Source organism: Dyella sp. NPDC103356 (genome assembly GCF_055584465.1).
In genome coordinates this window covers 176,643-196,863 of record NZ_JBVJLZ010000004.1, presented here as the reverse complement: position 1 = coordinate 196,863, position 20,221 = coordinate 176,643, and the positions used below count along the sequence as shown (strand labels likewise).

Genomic DNA, 20,221 nt, shown 5'->3' with positions numbered 1-20,221 from the left:
GAATAGTCGCGCCAAAGCCGCTAAACCCATGCTCGGCTAGCCATAGCCTGGGGAGGCAAGAACATGGTTTTCAGACGTTTCGGTAGCCGTTATACGGCGATCGCATGCGGTATCGCCCTTGCCCTGTCGTTGCCGATGGGGGCACATGCCGCGGACCAGACCAAACACAAGAAGGCACCGACGCCGCGCGAGAAGCAGCTCGAACAGCGTGTCGACCAGCTCGAACAGGAGCTGGCCGAACTCAAGGGGATGATCCAGCAGCAGCGGGCCGAAACCGCACAGGCGACGCAAACCGCGACGCAGGCGCAGCAGACGGCACAGACCGCGCAGGCACAGGTGCAGACCGTGGCTGCCGCGCCGCCGGCACCCGCGGCCAAGCCGCAGTTCGTCACTGCGCCGGGCGTTACGGTCGCGCTGCATGGCTGGCTGAACGCCAGCGCATTCAGCCAGAGCAAGAATTTCAACTACGGCAACGGCCAGAACGCGGAATACCCCGTACCGGGTAACAAGGGGTCGCTGAGCGGCGTGGATATTCGCAATACACGCTTCTGGCTCGATTTCACCGGCGCGAAGTTCACCGGCGACTGGGTCGGGTCCGGTCGTCTCGAGATGGATTTCTTCGGCGGCTTCAATGGTACCGGTGCCTATGCGCAGCAGCAGGCCATCCCGCGCCTGCGCCAGGCTTATATGGACCTGATCAATCCGAACTCCGGCACCACGGTGCGTATCGGTCAGGAATGGGATCTGCTGTTCCCGCTCGACATGATCCCGACCTCGCTCTCGCACATCGCCTTTCCGTTGGGCTTCTCCACCGGTGTGATCGGTTGGCGCTATCCGGGCGCGATCCTGATGCAGGACCTCAACCACGGTGCGGAAGGTACGCAGTGGCGCCTGGATCTGGCGGCGTTCGAAGGCTCGTGGAGCGGTCCGGGCAACACCACCAACTTCGGCACCGCCGGCAGTGCCGGCTTCCGGCCGCAGCTGGAAGCGCGCCTGCATGCGCAAGGCGAGAACTGGCTGGCGTTCGCCGTAGGCCACTACAGCAAGATGGATCTGCACGGTGTGGGCGACACGGTTCCCAATCCGCCGATCAAGACCGATATCACCAGTACCGCCTTTGAAATCGGTGCGAACTGGAAGCCGGGTCCGTGGAACCTCAAGGCGCTGGTCTACACCGGCAATGCCCTGGGCCAGGTGTTCGGTGCCGAGTCGCAGTTCGGTGACATCAAGGAATCCGGTGGCTTCGTGCAGGCCGGTTACAACTTCACCAAGAACTGGAGCGTCAATGCGTTCTACAGCATGGTCAATCCGAGCAAGGACGATGTGGTCCGCTGGATCGGCCAGGGTGCAACAGGCAGCCTGAAGAACCGCCAGGCCGCGTTGAGCCTGCAATACGCCGCCGGTGCATACGAACTGGGCGTCGAAGTGCTGCATGACAAGCTCGATTCGACCACCAATGGCGCGGTCGTTCGCACCACCACAGGCAACCAGGTCAGCTTGAACGGCCTGTACAAGTTCTGATCTATGCAAGGCAGGAAGGCGGTCGACGTTCGACCGCCTTCGGCATCACGGCAGTTCATCATTCGATCACGGGAGCATCCATGGCCACGACCGCCGCCGGCGCAAAAGCAAGTCTCGATGTCAGCCACAAGCGGGTGGTGTTTGCATCGAGCCTGGGTACCGTTTTCGAGTGGTACGATTTTTATCTCTACGGATCGCTCGCCGCGCTGATCGGCAAGCACTTCTTTACCGGCCTCAACGAAACCAGCCAATTCATCTTTGCATTGTTGGCATTCGCTGCCGGCTTTGCGGTGCGTCCCTTCGGCGCCATCGTCTTCGGTCGGATCGGCGACCTGATCGGCCGTAAGTACACCTTCCTGATCACCATCGTCATCATGGGCACCTCGACCTTCCTGGTCGGCGTCTTGCCCGGTTACGACAGCATCGGCGTGGTCGCGCCGGTGATACTGATCGCGTTGCGCCTGTTACAGGGTCTTGCACTGGGTGGCGAGTACGGTGGCGCGGCAACCTATGTTGCCGAGCACGCGCCTCCCGGCAAGCGTGGCCTCTACACCAGCTTTATCCAGATCACGGCGACGTTCGGTCTGTTCCTCTCGCTGCTGGTGATCCTGGGGACGCGCCTGGGGCTGGGCGATGCGAGCTTCGACAGTTGGGGCTGGCGCATTCCATTCCTGATTTCGTCCATCCTGGTGGCGGTGTCGGTGTATATCCGCCTGCAGCTGCATGAGTCGCCGGTGTTCCAGCAGATGAAGGCCGAGGGTAAGGGTTCGAAAGCACCGCTGACCGAAGCGTTCGGCCGCTGGAGCAACCTGAAGCTGGTGATCCTGGCCCTGCTCGGCGCCACCATGGGCCAGGCGGTGGTGTGGTACACGGGCCAGTTTTACTCGCTGTACTTCCTGACCCAGAGCCTGAAGATCGATGCCACCACGGCGAACCTGCTGATTGCAGCGGCGCTGTTTATCGGCACGCCCTTTTTCGTGTTCTTCGGTTGGCTGTCCGATCGCATCGGCCGCAAGACCATTGTGTTGGCCGGTTGCCTGCTGGCGGCGATTACCTACTTCCCGATCTTCAAGGGCATTACCCACTTCGGTAATCCGGCGATCGAGCAAGCAGCCGCTACCGCACCGGTCGTGGTGATCGCCGACCCCAACGCCTGTAGTTTCCAGTTCGATCCGGTCGGCAAGGGTAAATTCACCAGCTCCTGCGATGTGGCCAAGAGTTCGCTGGCGAAGAAGGGTATTCCGTATAGCAACCAGGCCGCGCCGGCCGGCAGCGTTGCCCAGATCAAGCTCGGCAATACCACGCTCGAATCGTTCGAAGGCGGCGGCCTGGACAGCAAGGCGTTTGCCGCGCAGAGCAAGGATTTCGTCGCCAAGCTGGCTGCCGATCTGAAGACCGCGGGCTATCCGGAAAAAGCGGATGCGTCGCAAGCCAACTATCCGATGCTGGTTATCCTGCTGGCGATCCTGGTGCTCTACGTCACCATGGTTTACGGGCCGATCGCGGCCTGGCTGGTGGAGATGTTCCCCACGCGTATCCGTTACACCTCGATGAGCCTGCCCTATCACATAGGCAACGGCTGGTTCGGCGGCTTCGTACCGACCATCGGCTTCATGCTGGTGGCCTGGAAGGGAGATATCTACTACGGCCTGTGGTATCCGATCGGCGTGGCCGTGGTGTGCTTCTTTATCGGCCTGCTGTTCCTGCGCGAAACCAAGGATGTGGATATCCGGCAATAGGCGATTTCAGTTTGTTGTTGTGGCGGGGCGGTCGCGACTGAAGTCGCTCCTACAAGATAGCTGTGCCTGGCTAGCTTTGTAGGAGTGACTTCAGTCGCGACCGCAGCCTTTCAAGGCTGGCAACACGCTCAGGCATCGTCACGCTGGTGCTTCAGCGGTTCCTTGCCGGCACGCAGTTGTTGCAGGTCGTATTCGGAAAGCATGCCATCGTCACGCGAGCTGGCGCTGATACGCGCCTGCACGAAGGCAAGCACCGTGGCAAAGATGCCGAGCAGGCTAAGCAGCAGCCAGGCACCCATGGCACCGCCAGTGTGCCGGGTAAAGCAAATGACCAGGGCAAACAGCGTGGCGGTCAGCAGAATCCAGCGCATGGCGACATGTCCAGGAGTGGGCGGTTTTTGGGAACCTGAAATAACCTCAGTTTTTCCATCGTCATCCCGGCGCAGGCCGGGATCCAGTGGCTTCAGTTTCCGGCTCTCGCGATAGAGCAAGAGCAGCTGTTATTGCCTTCGCGACAACCGGCCATAAAGCCACTGGGTTCCGGCCTGCGCCGGAATGACGACTTGAGAAATTCTTCGAGATTCCCTCTTGTTGCGCAAATCATAACCAGGGGATCGCAGGCTTTGGGAGACCCCAAGTCCGAGGGTGTGACACAGCGCAGGGTCGCCTGTCACCGCGCCTGGCGTACCATGAGGCCGGTATCGTCGGGGAAGTTCGATGGGTGCAAAAGCTTTCACCACCCTGGCCCGGACCCTATGGGTTGCCGCGCGCTGGCTAGGGTCCCACCTCCCGTTATGGCTCGATCACGCCAGGCCCGTGCGGATTCCGCTGCTGGTGTTGGCTATCGCCGTGTTTGTCGCCGTCGGTGTGGATCAGGCCTCGGAACTGTTCCTGATCGCCGTCTGGGTCGATCCCAATAACTGGCGATTCCTGGCGCTACTGTGCAGCAGCGCATTGGCGGGTCTGACCATCTGGTATGCCGCACGCAATGCGTATCGCCTGAACTACCCGCGCTGGCCGGCGCTGCAGGATGAAAGCGGCGCAGGCCTGCGCGAGTGGACGCCGAGGGTGCTGGGTGCGTTGGTACCGGCGCTGGTGCTGCTCGGCTATCTGTTGGCGCTGTTCAAGGTGCCGCATGTGCCGTGTACTGCAACTGGTGACTGCATACGACGCGACTGGCGCGCGTCGCTGTTACTGGTCGAGTCGGTTCTCATGGTGCTGTTCTTCATCGTCCGCCGGCCGATGCTGCACGCCCTTCAGAAGAACACCACCGTCGCCAAACGGCCAGCCGAGGAAGTTCGCGTCGCACGTGTACGAGACCTGGGTAAGACACCGCTGCGACTCTCGCTGCTCGCCGTAGCCTGCAATCTCATCGCACTCGTCTTGATTGCCTGGTGGCCCGAACTGCTCGACGGCATCGGCCCGCTGGCGATCCTGCTGATCGCTTCGGCGTTCTTGTGCTTCAGCGGCGGCTTTCTGTGCATGATCGTCGATCGGCGCGGCTGGCCCTTGCTCACCACGTTGTTGCTGCTCAGCGCGGCACTGCATGCGCTGCATTTGAACGATAACCATATGGTGCGGCAGTACCCGCACATGAGCACGCATCAGACCCCGGACGTACCGCCGCCGGATCTGCGACCGCATTTTGCCGATTACGCCAATGCGTGGTTGTCCGATCGTTGCGCCGATCATGACCCGTGCCCGGTCGTACTGGTATCGGCCGAAGGTGGCGGCATTCGTGGTGCTGCGTGGACGGCGCTGGTGTTGAGCCGGCTCACCGCCCTGATCGATGCCGAACACCCCGCAGGACAGGCTGAACCTTTGCTCGGCCGCTACCTGTTCGCAGGCAGCGGTGTTTCGGGCGGCAGCCTGGGTCTGGCGACCTATGTAACGATGTTGCGCCATGCCAGTACGGCGGCCTCGCTGGAAGCGGACAGCCAGCGCCTGTTGAGTCATGACTACCTCGCGCCGACGCTGGCCAACATGATGTTTGTCGACTTCACCCAGCGCTGGCTGCCGGGCGCTTGGTTCAACGATCGTTCGCGTGCGCTTACCCGCGCATGGGAACGCGCCGCGAAGGCACAGCACGTGGACGATTTTTCCGAATCGTTCAGTGCGATGTATGTGGATGCGAACGGCCAGCCCAACACACGCACGCCGGCATTGTTTCTCAACAGCACCACCGTGGCCGAAGGACGACGCTTTATCCAGCATCCGTTCTATCCGATGGCCTCGCCGCAGGCACAGCCGTGGACTGCTGCCTTCGATGGTTCGGCATGGCTCGATCCACGCGTGCCGCTGAGCGAGGTGGTTTTGAACAGCGCACGTTTTACCTACGTGAGCCCGGCCGGCACGCTGCAAAGCACGGCAACGAATGCACCGTTACCTTCACGCCTGCAACTGGTCGATGGCGGCTACTTCGAGAACTCAGGTACCACGACATTGCTTGAAGTCATGCGCCAACTGCGTGCGGTCGCGAAACAGCGAGCCATCGCATTGCGCTTTATCGTGCTGCATATCAGCAACGATCCGGATATGAGCGATTTCATCGATCAACACGACAAGAACCGATTCCAGCCGTGGTTCTCCGCGGCGTGTCCGGCGAGCGAACCTACGCCCAAGGACAACGAAAGCGGCGAGGCGACCGCGCCGTTGCTGGCGCTGCTCGATACGCGCGGTGCGCGTGGCGAATATGCGCGCGTACAGCTGAAAAATGCCCTGCACGCATCCGACAGCAACCCCGCTGCCGGCGACATGCTGTGGCATTTCCGTTTGTGCCACGGCAACTATCCCATTCCTTTGGGGTGGACGATCTCCACGCCTGTCTTCGGCGAAATGGATCGGCAGCTGGAACAGAACTATCCGTTGCAGGCCATGGCCCATGCATTGAGCGAGCAACTCGGCGCGTCGGCGCAGCCCTAGGCTTAGCGCTGCACCATCTGTGCAAACCAGCCCCAGCCACGCACACGCTCGGCGATCAGCTTGGTGCTGGTCAGCATCGGCACGGCAAGCAAGGCGCCGGGGATGCCCCATAGCCAGCCCCACAACAGCAGCCACAGCAGAATGGCGATCGGCGACAGGCGCATGCGCCGACCCTGGATCAACGGCGTGATCAGGTTGCCTTCGACCGCGGTAATGGCCGCAAATGTCAGCGCCGGTAGCAACGCCTGGCCGGGATTGTCGATATTCATCAGGCCGACCAGCGCGAGTACGGAGGTGGTCGTGATCGCGCCAACATACGGGATGAAATTGGCCATCATCGCCACGGTGCCCCACAGCAGCGGGTCGGGGATGTGATACAGCCAGAGCATGCCAGCGGTGAGCGCGCCCAGGGTTGCGTTGATGAGCATCGTGGTCAGCAGATAACGCGACACTTCGCTCTGGATGCCACGCACGATGCTTACGGCGTGACGTTTGTAGCCAAATCCGGGCGAGGCCTCGACCAGACGCCGAAGGATCAGGTCGCCGTAGATCAAAAAGAAGAACACCAGCAGGATCACCGTCAGCACCGCCGCCACGACCTTTGGCGTAGTCGATGCCACGTCCCACACGTTGAATGCCAATGCCGCCGGCCGTGGTGGTTGCGCACGCACCGGCGTGCCGACCAGGCTTTGCGTGGCGCGGTTGGCCGCTTCGATCGGCTCGACCACGCTTTTCAGCTTCGGCACCAGGTTCTTGATCACCGCGGGCATGTCGTGGAACCAATGAATCGCCGACGGTGCGAGCATGCCGATACCGGCACCGATGCCCACGATCAACCCGATGACCAGCACGCTGGCGGTCAGCCAGCGCGGGATGCGCCGACGTGCGCCGAAATGCACGATGGGGTTGAGTGCCAGGCCGATAAAGCCAGCCAGTACCAGGGGAATCAGCAGTGCCTTGATGATGGTGATCGTATAAAGCAGCGCCAGCGCCAGCAGCATGTTCAAGATCACCCGGATCGCACGCAGGTGGCGGCGTGTCGCCTGCATGGTCTGCAGGCGCTGGGAGAGCTTGCGTTGCAGTTTGGGCACAGCCTCGGCAGGCACCGTGATCATCGGTTCGGCCGCCGTGGGGAGCGGTATCTGATCAGGCGGCGCCGGTACGTTCATGACGCGTCGTCGATGCCATCGTCGGCCACGTTGTCGCCGGCCTGGCTGGCGAACTCGGCGATCATTCGCGTGGCATACGCAACGATTTCCGCGGCGGTGCCGCTGAGCAGCGAACCCAGGCCGGGGATGCGCAACGGGTGCACGTTCAATTGCCCAAGTATCACGCCGGCTCCGGCAGCCGCGCCAACCGTCATCAGCGGATAGCGCTCGCTACGCGCCAGCAAGGCGGATGCGGGTTCGACGACAGCCTGGCGCGCCAGGCTCATCTTCGCCTGCGCTTCGCGCACCTTGGCCACTTTTTTGTGGATGCTCATGGTCTTTCCCCTTGCCGCGCGCCGGCACGTTCCTGTGCATCGGCGGCTGCACGAATATCGGCACGCTGTACCGTGTCGTGCACGATAGCGCGCCACTGGCCGCGTGTTTCCGGCAGGCTCATCCAATGCATGCAACGGCGGAAGAGCCAGAGCGCACCGAGCAGTAACGACAATTGCAGTATCGCCAGCGCGCCCAGTGCCCAAAGCCAGGAGCCGAACCACTGTGCCAAGGCGACACCGACCAATCCCAGCAAGGTCAGGCCCAGCGCAACGCCGGCGACGGTGGCGACGAGCCCCGCGGCAAGCATCCAGGATACCGCGCTGCGCGCCAGGCCGAGTTCGGCCGAAAGCAATGACAGTTGCGCGCCGAACAACTGCTTGAAGGCGCGGCCAAGCCGGCCTATGTCATCGAGAAAATTCGATGGTTTCGGCTGCTGGGGTGCTTCGCCACCGGTCGGACCGGCGGCCTCCTCCGGCCCGGCTTGTTGCATGGATGGCCTCCTTCGGTCGCATCAGCGACGAAGGATACGGCCTAACAGCCAGCCTGCGCCAAGTGCGATGGCGACCGACTGTACGGGTTTCTCGCGCACATATTCGCGTGCCCGCTCCAGCCACAGATCGGCTTGATCCATCGCATCGTCATAGGCTTCGCGCCCGCGCTCGCTGATATCGGCAGCTTTTTCGGTAGCCCGCGTGGCGGCACCGGCGGCCTTGTCGGTAGCGCGATGCAGCCCTTCTTCGACCCGGTCGGCAGTGCGATTGACCGTTTCCTTGGTGCTGGCTACCGCGTCGGAGGTCGCCTGCTTGATGCGCTCCGCGCCTTCCTCGATGCGGCCGGTAGCTTCCGCTTCGCGCGCTGGGATCTGCTTGGTCATGTCGTTCTCCGTAGGCATGCTGGACCTCACTTTAGCGGGTTATGCGGCACCGCGGCGACCATGGCGCACGGTGCGGTAGGGAACCGTTCGGTCAACTTGCGCGACGGAAGAACGCAATGATGGCGAGCACGAGGAAAATGACAAACAGCACCTTCGCGATCATGGCCGCTGTACCGGCAATGCCGCCGAAGCCGAGGAACGCGGCGATAAGCGCGATCACCAGAAAAATCAGGGCGTAATGAAGCATGGGTGTTCTCCTCTATGGCTACCACCCCGCTGTCGGCGTGTCATCGGCAACGGCAGGTGTGATAGCCATCATTCCCTTGCCCGTGCCTTGTGGGCGTGAAGAGAGGAGCTTTCACGGTTTGTATGCGTCTTATCATTCATCTGGCCATTCATCCGGCCATTCATCTGGCTTCATATCCTGACTAAGGACGCACCGTTTCGTGCTTCAGGCTTTTACGGCCGGATTGAGGCTGTACGTGCCCATGACTTCGGCTTCGGCCAACACATGGCCGGCCATCGCCGTGCGCAGTGCGTCCAGCGTGAATCCGTCGGCCAGATTCAGGTTGTCCACGTCGAGCGCGTACACACGAAAATGATAGTGATGCACGATGGAGTCGTTCCACGGCGGGCAGGGACCGTCATAGCCGAGATATTCGCCGGCCATGTCCTTGTCGCCTTCGAACCAGCCGGTATAGCTGTTCATACCTTGCACACTGCCGGGTGGCCCGTACGGCACACGCTTGCCCCGCGCCACGACACCATCGCTGCAGGCGCCGGCTTCGAACTCGCCGCATTCGCGCGGAATGTTTGCCATCAGCCAATGCACGAACTCCACGCGCGGCAGGTCGGCCGGCACGGTACGCCCTTGCTGGTTGACGTCGTCGGGCTTGCTGGGCACGTCGTAGTCGAGACAGGTAAGCACGAACGAGCGCGTCTCATGCGGCGCATCGCGCCAAGCCAGGTGAGGGCTGCGGTTGTCGGAGAGCTCGACCGGCGAGGCCTGCCTGGCGAAAGCGAACTCGGCTGGGATCGCCTGACCGTTCTGGAAACTGTCGCTGCGCAACTGCATGGGTGATTCCTTGAGTTCTGCGAAGACGAAAGATTATGGCCCGTAGGTTACGCGATACAACGCAGCACGGAGATCGTCGCTGACCAGCAAGCTGCCGTCGGGCAACGGCCGTACGTCGGCCAGGCGGCCGGCTGCCTTACAGAGCACATGCCCGTTTGCGCATCGCCATTATCCCTGGAGATTTCGAAGAGCCGATCATACCCCCAGGCCCTGCGTTGGCGCCTGTCGGCATCACTCCGGGGCCCGTCGTTCGGTGCTATCCGGTCTGCTAAGGTGCGCGCCAGGGACAGGGATACGGTAATGAGTGAACTGCAAGACCTGACGACGTTGGTACGCGCGGCGACCCCGCTGCTGGTGATCGAGACGATCGACGAGCAACGCGTCATCGAGTGTTTTCGGCATGTCATTTCGCAAACGCTGCGGCCGTTGTGGCGCTGGACCCTGACCGACGGCCTCTCGCGGCTCGACTTCGGGCAGGACGATCATGCCAGTGCGCCGGATGTCGATTCCACCCTGGAAACCATCCGTGCAGCCAACGCCGCAGGCATCTATCTGCTGTTCGACATGCACCCGCTGCTGCGTTATGCGATGAGCCTTCGCCAGCTACGCGAAATCGTGCAACGCCAACGTTCGGCCGCGCACACCATCGTACTGGTCGGCGCGAAGATCGAATTACCGGACGATCTGGAAGCACTGGCGCTGCGCGTGCCGCTGTCGTTGCCCGACATCAAGGAGCTGGCGGCGATCATGCGGGCCGAAGCGCTGGCTTATCAGCGCGAACACGGCCGCCGGGTCGAGGTGGACGGCGATGCCGCGCGCACGATCGTACGCAATCTGTTGGGTCTGGCCGCTCCGGATGCACGGCGCATCGTGCGCAAGCTGATCTACAACGACGGGGCGTTGAGAGCCGACGATCTGCCGGAGCTGATGCAGACGAAGTTCGAGCTGCTCAATCGTTCCGGTTTGCTGCACTACGAATACGCGACCGCCAGCTTCGCCGATATCGCCGGCGTCGCGCGCTTGCGCGAATGGGTGCAGCGCAGACGCACGGTGTTTCTCGCCGCCGAACCCAACCCGATGCTCGACCCGCCCAAGGGCGTGTTGTTGCTCGGCGTGCAGGGCTGCGGCAAGAGCCTGGCCGCCAAGGCGATCGCCGGCGGGTTCGGCGTACCGTTGGTGCGCCTGGATTTCGGTTCGCTCTACAACAAGTACCAGGGCGAAACCGAAAAAAACCTGCGCGAGGCGCTGGCCAGCACCGAGTTGCTGACGCCATGCGTGCTGTGGATCGATGAGATTGAGAAAGGCCTGGCCAGCGGCGGCGATGACGGTGGCGTATCTCGCCGTGTGCTCGGTTATCTGCTGACCTGGATGGCCGAACGCAAGTCCAAGGTGTTCGTCGTGGCGACGGCCAACGCGGTCCACGAATTGCCTGCCGAGCTGTTGCGCAAAGGCCGCTTCGACGAGATCTTCTTTGTCGATCTACCGCACCAGGACGTGCGCGAGCAGGTATTCGCCCTGCATTTGAAGCGACGCAAGCTGCCGATCGAGGCCTTCGATCTCCCCGCACTGGCCGCGGCCAGCGACGGGTTTTCGGGCGCGGAAATCGAGCAGAGCATTGTCAGCGCGCTTTACGACGCCAGCACCAGTGGGCAGCCGATAGCGCAGCCGGCCTTGCTCGATGCCCTGCGTTCCACACGCCCCTTGTCGGTGCTGATGCGCGAGCAGGTCGAAGCACTACGGCAATGGGCGCAAGGTCGTTGCGTGCTCGCCGATTAATGCACGGGCAACGAGTATTGGAAGTCGTAGGCGTGCTTGCCGTCGGTGACGATGATCGTCATGCGGCCGTTGATGCCTTCCAGTTCGCCTGAACCCGAGCCGGGCACGACCTGCACATCCATGGTCGACTTCCCGCCCTGCATGGTCCCTATGTGCTGCAGCGAGAAGCTGCCCTTGCGGCCGGACAAGCTGCCGCTGATGCGCTCGATGGCGACGTAACCGCCGGTGCTGTTGTCCGAACGCGAACCGAGCATCTGCCCTTTGCTGACCGCGTCCAGGTCGCCGTGGAACTGCTTTTCCAGGGCGAAGCGGCCGATCGAGGGATCGCCGATAGCGACGTCGTCGGTCTGCGGTAGCACTTTGACGTCGAACGTGCCTTTGGCGTGCTCAGTCATGATGCGACTCTCTGTCGATGCAACAGCGGGTGGTAGTTTCGAAGCGAATGCCGCCAAACCAAATGCCGTTATAAAACACGCTGCGGCGATGCGTGTACCTGCCGACATCAAGTCCCCCCGGACCCGTTCCTGAGTTCGACATCGTCACGCCCGGGATACATCGACGTCAAGAGCAAGGTTCGTCTTGTCGCCATGCGCACGCGGATGTTCAGCGTGCGTCCGCTACGGCGTTGAAGCGCGCAGCGATGTAGTCGTCGGTAAAGCTGGTCATGTTGAAGCCGCTGATAAAGCCGCAATGGCCACCGTAGCGGGAAATATCCAGTTCCACGTTCGATGGCAATTGCAGGTTGCGAAAGCTCGACACGGGAATCACCGGGTCGTCTTCGGCGGTAAGAATGGTGGCCGGGATCGGCATCGCGGCCAGTGCATTGCCGGCCACCGAATAGCCGTCCAGATAGGCTTGCAGCGAACCGAAGTCGGTATGGCGCAGCACCAGCGCTTCGGTCAGGCCACGCAGGCTTTGCCTGAGTTCGGCCAGCTCGAAAAATTCCCGATTGGGGAAGGCGGCCTGCTTGGTCTTCAACGAACGGCGCCACTTGTGCATGAAGTACGCCTGGTAGAACCACGGCGCGGTTTCTTCCAGCGAGAACAGGCCTTCGCCCGGATCGATGATCGGGCACACGGCCAGCGCGTAAACGAGCGGGATGCCAGCCTGCGGCGCACGCAAGGCGGCGCGCAAGGCAAAATTGCCGCCCAGCGAGAAGCCGGCCAGTGCCATCGGCCGTGCGGGATACCGCCGCGCGATATCGGCCAGCGCATTGACGACCTCGTCGATGCGGCACGAATGAAACAGTGCTTCGTTGAGCTGGTGACTGTCGCCGTGATCGCGAAAGTTCAGCCGAAACACGTCCCAGCCGTCCTGCAGCAGGCGGCTGCCGGTCTGCAACACATAGGTGGAGTCGACGCTGCCTTCCCAACCATGGAACAGCACGGCCAGGCCGCGTGCTTCTTTTTGCACGTGCTGGGCAGTGTATGCACCGGTCAGTCGTACACCGTCGCCGCCGTCGACCACCACATGCTCGGCACCGTCCTGCACGCTATGCGCGCGACCGGGCAACAGCTGGCGGCGCACGCCGCTGGACGAAAGCATGGTCTGGATGTGACCGCTGGTCAGCGGCCAGGGCGGACGAAAGTCCTTACCTGAGGGCAACGTCATTGCGGGCTGTCTTCCAGCGCGGCGGCAATGCGTTCGCGCGAGTACTCCGCCATGCGACGGCGCGCATCCGGCGACGCCGGTACCGGCTCGAGGAAATGCACCTCCGCATCCAGCGGCGCTTCGCCGAGCAGGCGCAGGAAGTTCTGCATGAAGTTCTCGTTTTCGCGGAAGCCAGCGTCGACGACACGGCGACCGTTGCGCGCAAAACGTAGCGCCACCGGCTGCACGGCCACTTCCGCATCCAACGCGGCCTGAAAGATGCGCGCATGGAAAACGCGCAGCACGCCGTTGTGCCCGGTGCCTCCTTCAGGGAACACGGCGACCGAACGGCCGGCATGCAGGCGGTCGACCATCACCTGCATCACCGCCGCCAGCGAATGGTTGCTACCGCGGCGGTGGAAAATGGTGCCGCCCGCGGCGGCCAGCCAGCCAACCAGCGGCCAGTGGGCGATTTCGGCCTTGGCGACGAAACAGGCCGCGCGCTGGCTATGCAGGAGCTCGATGTCGATCCACGAGGTGTGGTTGGCCACGAACATGACCGGATCGGCCAGCGGTTGCCCCACTCGCACCGAGCGCAATCCGAAGATGCGCAGCAGTACGGTCGACCACCAGCGAATCATCCGGTGCGTAAACGGCTCACGGCCGTTCTTCATCACCTGATGGCGGTTCCAGGTCAGGATGCCGCCGCACAGCAGCACACCCAGCACGACGTGCAGCAGCAGCAGCGGCACGCGCCACAGGTAGCGCAAGGGACGAATCGGGTCGCTGACTCGGGCAGGAACGGTGTCGGTACTCATCGGTCCGGTTAGTTTACCGTTAGTTGACGCGATTGCGGTCGCCATTCCTACAAAAAGCCACGCAACTTTTTGAGGAATGCCTAATGCTCCAGCTGCTTCAACGGCAACGCCGGCGAGCGCTTCACGGTACGCAGCACGAAGCTCGAATTGACGTCGGCCACGCCCGTCGCATTGAGCAACCGGTCCAACAGGAAGCGCGAAAAATCCTGCAGGTCGCTGACGTAGATTTGCAGGAGATAGTCCATGTCACCGGTCAGCGCATAGCAGGCGACGACTTCGTCCCAGGCGTTGACCTGCGCGGCGAAGCGTTCGACCGCCTCGGCTTCATGCTTGGCCAGCTGCACGCGAACGAACGCCTGCAGCCCCAGCCCGACGGCCTGCGGGTCGACCTGGGCGGTATAGCCGGTGAGCACCCCTTCGCCTTCCAGTCGTTGCAGCCGGCGCAGGCAGGCCGACGGCGACAGGTTGACCCGCTCGGCCAGCTCGGCATTGGTGATACGGCCCTCGCCCTGCAATACCGCCAGCATGCGTAAATCCGTGCGATCGAGCTCGATCATGCAATATTTCACCGATAATATCGAATCAATAGGTTGAATATTGCACCTATGCGAGGAATAGATGCAATAAAACAACCATCGTGCGACTCGCCGGGCGTATTCTGTTGCTCCGCTTGAAGAACTACCGAGGCCGCCATGGACACCACTCCCCGTCGCGTCGAACACCAGCAGACCGATCGCGGCTATGTGCCGGTTTACGCCACCGGCGTGGTCGAGCAGCCGTGGTCCGGTTATAGCCGCACCGACCATGAGGTGTGGGACACCTTGTTCAAGCGTCAGCGCGAGCTGCTTCCAGGGCGCGCCTGTGATGAATTCCTGGCCGGCGTCGAGCGCTTTGGCCTGGGTGACGGCGGCATTCCGAAGTTCGCCGATCTGAACAAGGTGCTGGGCAAGGCCACCGGCTGGGAGCTGGTGGCGGTCGAAGGCCTGCTCCCCGACGAAGTGTTTTTCGATCACCTGGCCAATCGTCGTTTTCCGGTCAGCTGGTGGATCCGCAAGCCCGATCAGCTCGACTACTTGAGCGAGCCCGATCTTTTCCACGATCTGTTCGGGCATGTGCCGCTGCTGCTCAACCCGGTTTTTGCCGATTACATGCAGGCCTACGGCAAGGGCGGCATGAAGGCCTTTGCGATCGGCCCCGAAGCGTTGATGAATCTGACGCGCCTGTATTGGTACACGGTGGAATTCGGCCTGATCAACACCGCCGCCGGCATGCGCATCTACGGTGCCGGCATCGTCAGCTCCAAGGGCGAATCGATTTACTCGCTCGACTCGGCGGCGCCCAATCGCATCGGCTTCGGGCTGGAGCGCGTGATGAGCACGCGCTATCGCATCGACACGTTCCAGCAGACCTACTTCGTCATCGACAGCTTCGAGCAGTTGTTCGACGCGACGCGTCCGGACTTCACGCCGATCTACGCCAAGCTGCTCGACGAGCCGGCGCATGCGGCGGGCGATGTGCTCGATGTCGATCGTGTGTTCAACCGCGGCACGCGTGAGGGTTGGTCGACGGCCGCTGATACTTGATGGGGCGGTAAAGTCGGCCACTGCGTGGCCTGTAAAGTCGCGCCTTCGGCGCTGTAAAGAGTAAAGGGGAAAAGCTTCGAGTCGGCAGTTCATGGCTCTTGCTCTTTCCCCTTTACTCTTTCCCCTTTACAGGCCACGCAGTGGCCGACTTCACACCCTTCAGCGCCGCTTCCACTCGCTGATCGACAGCACCTGGCTGACCCGCGTGCCGTCCCAGCGGTAGATGAAATGTTCGCTCTGCACGCAGGGCGCGACGCGGTCCGGATAGAACACGGCGACGCATTCGCCACCGGGATCGCGCACGCTGTCGAAGACCAGCCCGTCCGAACCCTGCGAGCGCAGCTTTCGCGCCAAGGCGACACTGGCGACGTAGCTGTTGGGATCATGCTCCGCTGGCCAGCCGCCGCGCAGGTCATGCAGCAGGGCATTGATGCTGGTGCGATAGCAGCGCACCTCCAGGTCGCATGGCGGTTCCGAGGTGGCGGCCAGAAAGCGCTCGCGGTGATAGACGGTTTCTTCCACGGCGGTGTTGACGCTATGCCCGGCATAGAACACGCCCCAGCTACCATCGGAAAAACGGCTGCCATCGGGATTCAAATGCGTGAATGCCGCCATCACCGGCGTACTGCCCGGGCCGCTGATACGGCGCTCGGGCGGCACGAGGCTCAGCTCGCCCGCTTCCTGGCGCAGCCGCGGATTGGTCATGGCCTCGATCGCGAAGATCGCATCCAGATCGCGCGGATCGGCGATGCGATCGAACACGCCCACCGGCGGAAAGCGGCTGGGAACGATGCGGTAGGCGTGAATCCAGCGGATGCGTTTGACGGGCGGTAGCTGGGTCATTCGGCAATTCCCTGCCTGGCGAATCGGAAATCACAGCATAGCAATCGGGAGTATCGCTGACTGCGACGCGACTCGCTTTAAGCGTAGCGTATCTCTCAAGGCCGCACAGATTCATCCAGTACAGCTTTAATGTCAGCCGCGCTGCGCATCCAGATACTGACGCACGACATAGAGATCGGCGACGTTGCCAGAAAGCATCCGTTCCATCGCTGTGTGCCCGCCGAACAATGGTGCCTGATTCGACCGATGGACCCAGGCGTTGGCCTGATCCGGATCGCTGAACAGAATATGCAGGCTTTTATAGATGCCCAATAGATAACTGATACGTTCGATGACGTCGCGACCGGGTGTGCCGTCCTGCTCGCGCTTCCACTTGTAGAAGGTGGATTCGGGCGGGCCGCCAAGCAGCTTGCGCTGGTCGACGATGCGCAGCTCCCAGGCATCGGCAAGACGGAAAAAGGCACGCAATGCGGCGCCGCCCAGTTCCTCGATCGGCTGGTCGGCCGGGCCGTTCTTTTGCGGCGTATGGGTGACGGCGGAATGCATGGCCACGTAACTTCCTGTGTGAAGTTGATAGCAACTTTACCACACTGGTGAAGTTGTTGCCATAACGCGCCCGTCACGTCGCCGAGGGGATGGCCGCCTGTACCACCGAGGTCCGCGGGTCATCCGCCCGGCCCACCACGGCAAAACCATAGCCGTTGCGGAACCAATACTTGGCCAACAGGCCGTTGTCCTGCCGTGAGCCGCTGAGGTCGCCCGGAAAGCGGGTGCTGGGCCGGACATAAAGGCTGATGCGTTGCCCCTGCTCGTCCTCGTACATCACCAGGGCCGCCGGGCCATCGCTGGTGGATAGCAGGCGACCGCCGAGCAACTTGAAGCCGTAGGAGCCCAGATTCGGCAGGGACATCGGTCGCCCGATCCGCCCCGAGAGCCAGCTTTCCAGGGCATTGGCGTGGCTGCCATCCATTTCCACCGGACGTAGCCGGTCGGTGGCAAAGGTCCGATAAGCCTCCAGCGCGTCCTGCATGGGCGGATGGGCCGCCGCCAGGCTGACATTGCGGGCCTGCCAACCACCCATGCCACCGGCGCCCAGGGTGATCAGCAGCGACGCGCATAGCGCAAGCCGCCGCTGTCGACGGCGGTGCACGGTGCGGCGCACCGCGACAGGATCGAGCGCTGGATTGGCTGGCAGCAGATAAGCCGGCAGCGCGGTGCGAAGCATCTCGGCCTGGCGGCGCCATTGCGCGACCTCGGCGGCCTGATCGGGATGCTCGGCCAGCCATGCCTCGATATCGCTGCGCCGGGTGGCGTCCAGCTGGCCATCCACATAAGCGTGGAGCTCGTCTTCGGTAGGAACAAACGGATTCATTTCACCCTCCGCAACGCGGTGGTTGAGCTGCCGTTGCCGGTCAACTCGCGATAAGCCTTGCGTGCCCGTGACAGGCGCGACATGACGGTACCGAGCGGGAGATCCAGCGCGGCAGCGGTTTCTTCGTAGCTCAAGCCTTCCACGGTGACCATCAGCAACACCGCGCGCTGGTCGTCGCTCAATTGATCGAAACTGCCCAGCGCACTGCGCGCCGCGTAGGTGTCTTCGGCCGAAGGTTCCTGCTCCAGGTCATCCCGCCGAAAAGCGTCGAACAACCGGCCCCAACGCTTGGCGCGCCGTTTGTCGTCGATGAACTGGCGATACAGGATCGAGAACAGCCAGGCCTTCAGATCACCGTCGCGGCGCGAAGCCCAGCGCGACAGTGCTTTTTCCATGCAGGTCTGGACCAGGTCGTCGGCCGTCGCGGCGTCGCGGGCCAGCCATAGCGCGAAACGCCGCAGGGCCGGCAGCAGCTCACGCAGATCGTCGTCGTTGATGGGGTTCATGGGGCCGGTTCCGGAGTACCGTGATGTGACGCCGCAACCTGGAATTTATTCCATCGGGAATAAAGCCGCGTCTGCGGCGTCTCGCCCTGGTCGGTACTAGCCACTCTAGGAGCCCAAGCCATGTCCGAACCCACACCTCCCCGCCGCCCCGAAACCTTGGCCAAGGGCGCATTGATCGGGGTCATCCTCGCTGTCATCGCCGGCTTGTTTGTCTGGGCCGCCGGCTGGCTCAGCCCGTCACGCATATCGGGGGGCCGGATAGTGGATGCCCTGGAAACCCATGGGGTCCACCCTGGCGTGCGCCGCGCGCACGAAAAAGGCCTGTGCTTCGCCGGGCATTTCGATGCCAACGGCAACGGCACGGCCCTGTCCAGGGCCGGGGTATTCGCTCAGGGACGCACGCCCGTCTTTGGACGCTTCTCGCTTGGCGTTGGCGACCCGAACTCGCCCGATGGCGTGCCGGGCTTCCACGCCATCGCATTGAGCTTTCAACAGACCAATGGCGAGATCTGGCGCACCGCGATGGACGACACGCCGATTTTCCCGATCGCTACACCGCAGTCGTTTGTCGATTTTCAGCTGGCCACCGCGCCGGACAAGGCCACCGGCAAGCCCGACCCGGCACGCGTGCAGGCCTATATGGCGGCCCATCCGGAAACGCGTGCTTTCGTAAAGTGGCTGCACGACGCGCCGTTCGCGGCGAGTTTCGCGGCCAGCACGTATTACTCGATCAACGCGTTTCGTTTCACCAACAGCGAAGGGCAGACACGCGCCGTGCGCTGGTCGCTCAAGCCCGAGGCGCCGTTTGTCGAGATCGACAAGGCCAAGCTGGCCGACCTCAACAAGACGCAGCCCAACTTTCTGTTCGACGATGCGATTCAACGCCTGAGCCAACAACCGTTGCGCTGGGAACTCATCGTGACGCTGGCTCAACCGGGTGATTCGACCAATGATGCGACCAAGCCATGGCCGGCCGATCGCGAACAGGTCGATGTGGGCACGCTGGTGCTCGACCGCGCGTCGCTCGAAGACAACGGCCCGTGCCGCGATGTCACTTTCGATCCGTTGATCCTTCCGGCCGGCATATCCGCGTCCGACGACCCGCTGCTTGCCGCACGTTCGGCCGCCTATGCGCGCTCGTTCACCCGTCGTGCCGGTGAACAGCCCACGCCGCCGAGCGCCTTGTCCAAAGACGCGGCCGCACGTTCTGTTCTGGAAGGAGCACGCTGATGAACACGCCGATCCGTTTCTCGCTTGCCCTGCGCGCACTGCACTGGCTGATGGCGCTGATGATCCTGGCCATGCTGTTTGTCGGCGTTGGCATGATGTCGACCGCCTCCGATGCGCGGCGTTGGCTGTATGAGCTGCACAAGCCGTTGGGCATTCTGATTCTCGTGCTGGCCGCGATCCGTTTGATCGTTCGGCTGGTTACCAAGGCGCCGCCTTTACCTGCGGATCTGCCGGCCATTCAGAAGCTCGCCGCGCATGCGTCGCATGTGCTGCTTTATGTGCTGATGTTCGCGCTGCCGCTGATCGGGTGGGCGATGTTGTCGGCCGGCGGCTATCCGATCAGCCTGTTCGGCTCGATCCACCTGCCTCCGATCGTGTCGCAGAGCGCGCCGTTGTATGCGCTACTGCATGCTGTGCACGTGACCTTGGCACTGTTGCTGTTCGGGGTGGTGCTTGCTCATCTGGGAGCGGCCCTGTTGCATGGGCTGATACGCCGGGATGGCGTATTTTCCGCTATGGGCTCGTGGAAGCGGGGGAGATTCTGAGGACTTCTCGACATTATCTACAATTGCTATTAAATAAACGCCCATATCAATGAGCGCTATATTGCACGGCGCGGCGGATTGCTTTATGTAACCACCAAGCTCTTTTGCATAGGCGCCTTTTCGGGGCGAATGTTTCGAGTTTCCCTATCGTATTAAGCAACCGATTCAACACCCGCTCCGACGATTGATGGCTGCGCGACACGGACGGGATTGCAGTACCGAGTGCTTCTTTTCAAATAGAGGGCGAGGTCATGCAAGTCAAAAAAGGGTTTCGTTGCCGCCTGCATGAACGCCCAGGGATGGGCGGCCTTATTGCTGCCGATGCGCTCGACCGAAAATTCCT

General features: G+C 62.4%; 22 protein-coding genes. 7 read left to right on the top strand and 15 right to left on the bottom strand.

From position 1 onward, the window contains the following. Positions 1-63 precede the first annotated feature (63 nt). Together ACZ6WW_RS10840 and ACZ6WW_RS10835 are read left to right on the top strand one after the other, a co-directional pair. The gene (locus ACZ6WW_RS10840) at positions 64-1,521 is read left to right on the top strand and encodes a hypothetical protein (RefSeq protein WP_465274204.1); all 1,458 of its coding nucleotides are present in this window, start codon (positions 64-66) and stop codon (positions 1,519-1,521) included. An 80-nt stretch (positions 1,522-1,601) separates the two neighbouring features. After that, positions 1,602-3,260, top strand: a complete 1,659-nt coding sequence (locus ACZ6WW_RS10835; protein ID WP_465274203.1) for an MFS transporter — start codon at positions 1,602-1,604, stop codon at positions 3,258-3,260. A 128-nt stretch (positions 3,261-3,388) separates the two neighbouring features. Here the strand turns inward: ACZ6WW_RS10835 and ACZ6WW_RS10830 are convergent, their stop codons facing one another. Beyond that, positions 3,389-3,631, bottom strand: a complete 243-nt coding sequence (locus tag ACZ6WW_RS10830) for a hypothetical protein (RefSeq protein WP_465274202.1) — start codon at positions 3,629-3,631, stop codon at positions 3,389-3,391. 346 nt (positions 3,632-3,977) lie between these two features. Between ACZ6WW_RS10830 and ACZ6WW_RS10825 the strand changes: the two genes are divergently transcribed. Further along, the gene (locus tag ACZ6WW_RS10825; RefSeq protein ID WP_465274201.1) at positions 3,978-6,182 is read left to right on the top strand and encodes a hypothetical protein; all 2,205 of its coding nucleotides are present in this window, start codon (positions 3,978-3,980) and stop codon (positions 6,180-6,182) included. Between the two features lie 2 nt (positions 6,183-6,184). Here ACZ6WW_RS10825 and ACZ6WW_RS10820 read toward each other — a convergent pair whose 3' ends face one another. From ACZ6WW_RS10820 to ACZ6WW_RS10795, 6 genes are all read right to left on the bottom strand, one after another. Then, entirely contained in the window at positions 6,185-7,231 is a 1,047-nt protein-coding gene (locus ACZ6WW_RS10820) for an AI-2E family transporter (protein ID WP_465274497.1), read from the bottom strand. Positions 7,232-7,347: 116 nt separating this feature from the next. Next, positions 7,348-7,665: a hypothetical protein gene (locus ACZ6WW_RS10815; RefSeq protein ID WP_465274200.1), complete on the bottom strand. Its 318-nt coding sequence runs from the start codon at positions 7,663-7,665 to the stop codon at positions 7,348-7,350. Next, the gene (locus tag ACZ6WW_RS10810) at positions 7,662-8,156 is read right to left on the bottom strand and encodes an ABC transporter ATP-binding protein (RefSeq protein WP_281851195.1); all 495 of its coding nucleotides are present in this window, start codon (positions 8,154-8,156) and stop codon (positions 7,662-7,664) included. Before ACZ6WW_RS10810 ends, ACZ6WW_RS10815 begins: the two co-directional genes overlap by 4 nt. 21 nt (positions 8,157-8,177) lie before the next feature. Then, the gene (locus tag ACZ6WW_RS10805) at positions 8,178-8,540 is read right to left on the bottom strand and encodes an ElaB/YgaM/YqjD family protein (protein WP_281851196.1); all 363 of its coding nucleotides are present in this window, start codon (positions 8,538-8,540) and stop codon (positions 8,178-8,180) included. 91 nt (positions 8,541-8,631) lie between these two features. Continuing rightward, on the bottom strand, positions 8,632-8,787 hold the full coding sequence (locus ACZ6WW_RS10800) for a DUF1328 domain-containing protein (protein WP_281851197.1): 156 nt from the start codon (positions 8,785-8,787) through the stop codon (positions 8,632-8,634). A gap of 204 nt (positions 8,788-8,991) precedes the next feature. Further along, entirely contained in the window at positions 8,992-9,615 is a 624-nt protein-coding gene (locus tag ACZ6WW_RS10795) for a YbhB/YbcL family Raf kinase inhibitor-like protein (RefSeq protein ID WP_465274199.1), read from the bottom strand. Between the two features lie 300 nt (positions 9,616-9,915). Here ACZ6WW_RS10795 and ACZ6WW_RS10790 point away from each other — a divergent pair, with 300 nt between their 5' ends. After that, a complete protein-coding gene (locus ACZ6WW_RS10790) occupies positions 9,916-11,391 on the top strand; it encodes an AAA family ATPase (protein WP_465274198.1) in 1,476 nt (491 codons plus the stop codon). On the opposite strand, the gene ACZ6WW_RS10785 is transcribed toward ACZ6WW_RS10790, so the two are convergent. The 4 genes from ACZ6WW_RS10785 to ACZ6WW_RS10770 all read right to left on the bottom strand — a co-directional run bounded on the left by ACZ6WW_RS10785 (position 11,388) and on the right by ACZ6WW_RS10770 (position 14,356). Next, a complete protein-coding gene (locus ACZ6WW_RS10785; protein ID WP_465274197.1) occupies positions 11,388-11,786 on the bottom strand; it encodes a DUF3224 domain-containing protein in 399 nt (132 codons plus the stop codon). The two genes, ACZ6WW_RS10790 and ACZ6WW_RS10785, sit on opposite strands and share 4 nt — an antisense overlap. A gap of 208 nt (positions 11,787-11,994) precedes the next feature. After that, positions 11,995-13,002: a YheT family hydrolase gene (locus ACZ6WW_RS10780; protein WP_465274196.1), complete on the bottom strand. Its 1,008-nt coding sequence runs from the start codon at positions 13,000-13,002 to the stop codon at positions 11,995-11,997. Further along, a complete protein-coding gene (locus ACZ6WW_RS10775; protein WP_281851202.1) occupies positions 12,999-13,799 on the bottom strand; it encodes a lysophospholipid acyltransferase family protein in 801 nt (266 codons plus the stop codon). The genes ACZ6WW_RS10780 and ACZ6WW_RS10775 overlap by 4 nt, the downstream gene beginning before the upstream one ends. An 80-nt stretch (positions 13,800-13,879) precedes the next feature. Next, on the bottom strand, positions 13,880-14,356 hold the full coding sequence (locus ACZ6WW_RS10770; protein ID WP_465274195.1) for an Lrp/AsnC family transcriptional regulator: 477 nt from the start codon (positions 14,354-14,356) through the stop codon (positions 13,880-13,882). A gap of 135 nt (positions 14,357-14,491) precedes the next feature. Here ACZ6WW_RS10770 and phhA point away from each other — a divergent pair, with 135 nt between their 5' ends. Next, the gene (gene phhA, locus ACZ6WW_RS10765; RefSeq protein WP_465274194.1) at positions 14,492-15,382 is read left to right on the top strand and encodes a phenylalanine 4-monooxygenase; all 891 of its coding nucleotides are present in this window, start codon (positions 14,492-14,494) and stop codon (positions 15,380-15,382) included. A 159-nt stretch (positions 15,383-15,541) separates the two neighbouring features. Here phhA and ACZ6WW_RS10760 read toward each other — a convergent pair whose 3' ends face one another. From ACZ6WW_RS10760 to ACZ6WW_RS10745, 4 genes are all read right to left on the bottom strand, one after another. Further along, complete coding sequence (locus tag ACZ6WW_RS10760) at positions 15,542-16,225, bottom strand: RES family NAD+ phosphorylase (protein WP_281851205.1); 684 nt, start codon at positions 16,223-16,225, stop codon at positions 15,542-15,544. A 132-nt stretch (positions 16,226-16,357) separates the two neighbouring features. Next, complete coding sequence (locus tag ACZ6WW_RS10755; RefSeq protein WP_281852801.1) at positions 16,358-16,771, bottom strand: MbcA/ParS/Xre antitoxin family protein; 414 nt, start codon at positions 16,769-16,771, stop codon at positions 16,358-16,360. A gap of 73 nt (positions 16,772-16,844) precedes the next feature. Further along, positions 16,845-17,597: an anti-sigma factor family protein gene (locus ACZ6WW_RS10750; RefSeq protein ID WP_465274193.1), complete on the bottom strand. Its 753-nt coding sequence runs from the start codon at positions 17,595-17,597 to the stop codon at positions 16,845-16,847. Continuing rightward, a complete protein-coding gene (locus ACZ6WW_RS10745) occupies positions 17,594-18,103 on the bottom strand; it encodes an RNA polymerase sigma factor (protein ID WP_465274192.1) in 510 nt (169 codons plus the stop codon). The genes ACZ6WW_RS10750 and ACZ6WW_RS10745 overlap by 4 nt, the downstream gene beginning before the upstream one ends. 120 nt (positions 18,104-18,223) lie before the next feature. Here ACZ6WW_RS10745 and ACZ6WW_RS10740 point away from each other — a divergent pair, with 120 nt between their 5' ends. Beyond that, the gene (locus tag ACZ6WW_RS10740) at positions 18,224-19,333 is read left to right on the top strand and encodes a catalase family peroxidase (RefSeq protein WP_465274191.1); all 1,110 of its coding nucleotides are present in this window, start codon (positions 18,224-18,226) and stop codon (positions 19,331-19,333) included. Beyond that, positions 19,333-19,878, top strand: coding sequence for a cytochrome b (locus ACZ6WW_RS10735; RefSeq protein WP_465274190.1), 546 nt, complete (start codon positions 19,333-19,335; stop codon positions 19,876-19,878). The genes ACZ6WW_RS10740 and ACZ6WW_RS10735 overlap by 1 nt, the downstream gene beginning before the upstream one ends. Positions 19,879-20,221: the final 343 nt, after the last annotated feature.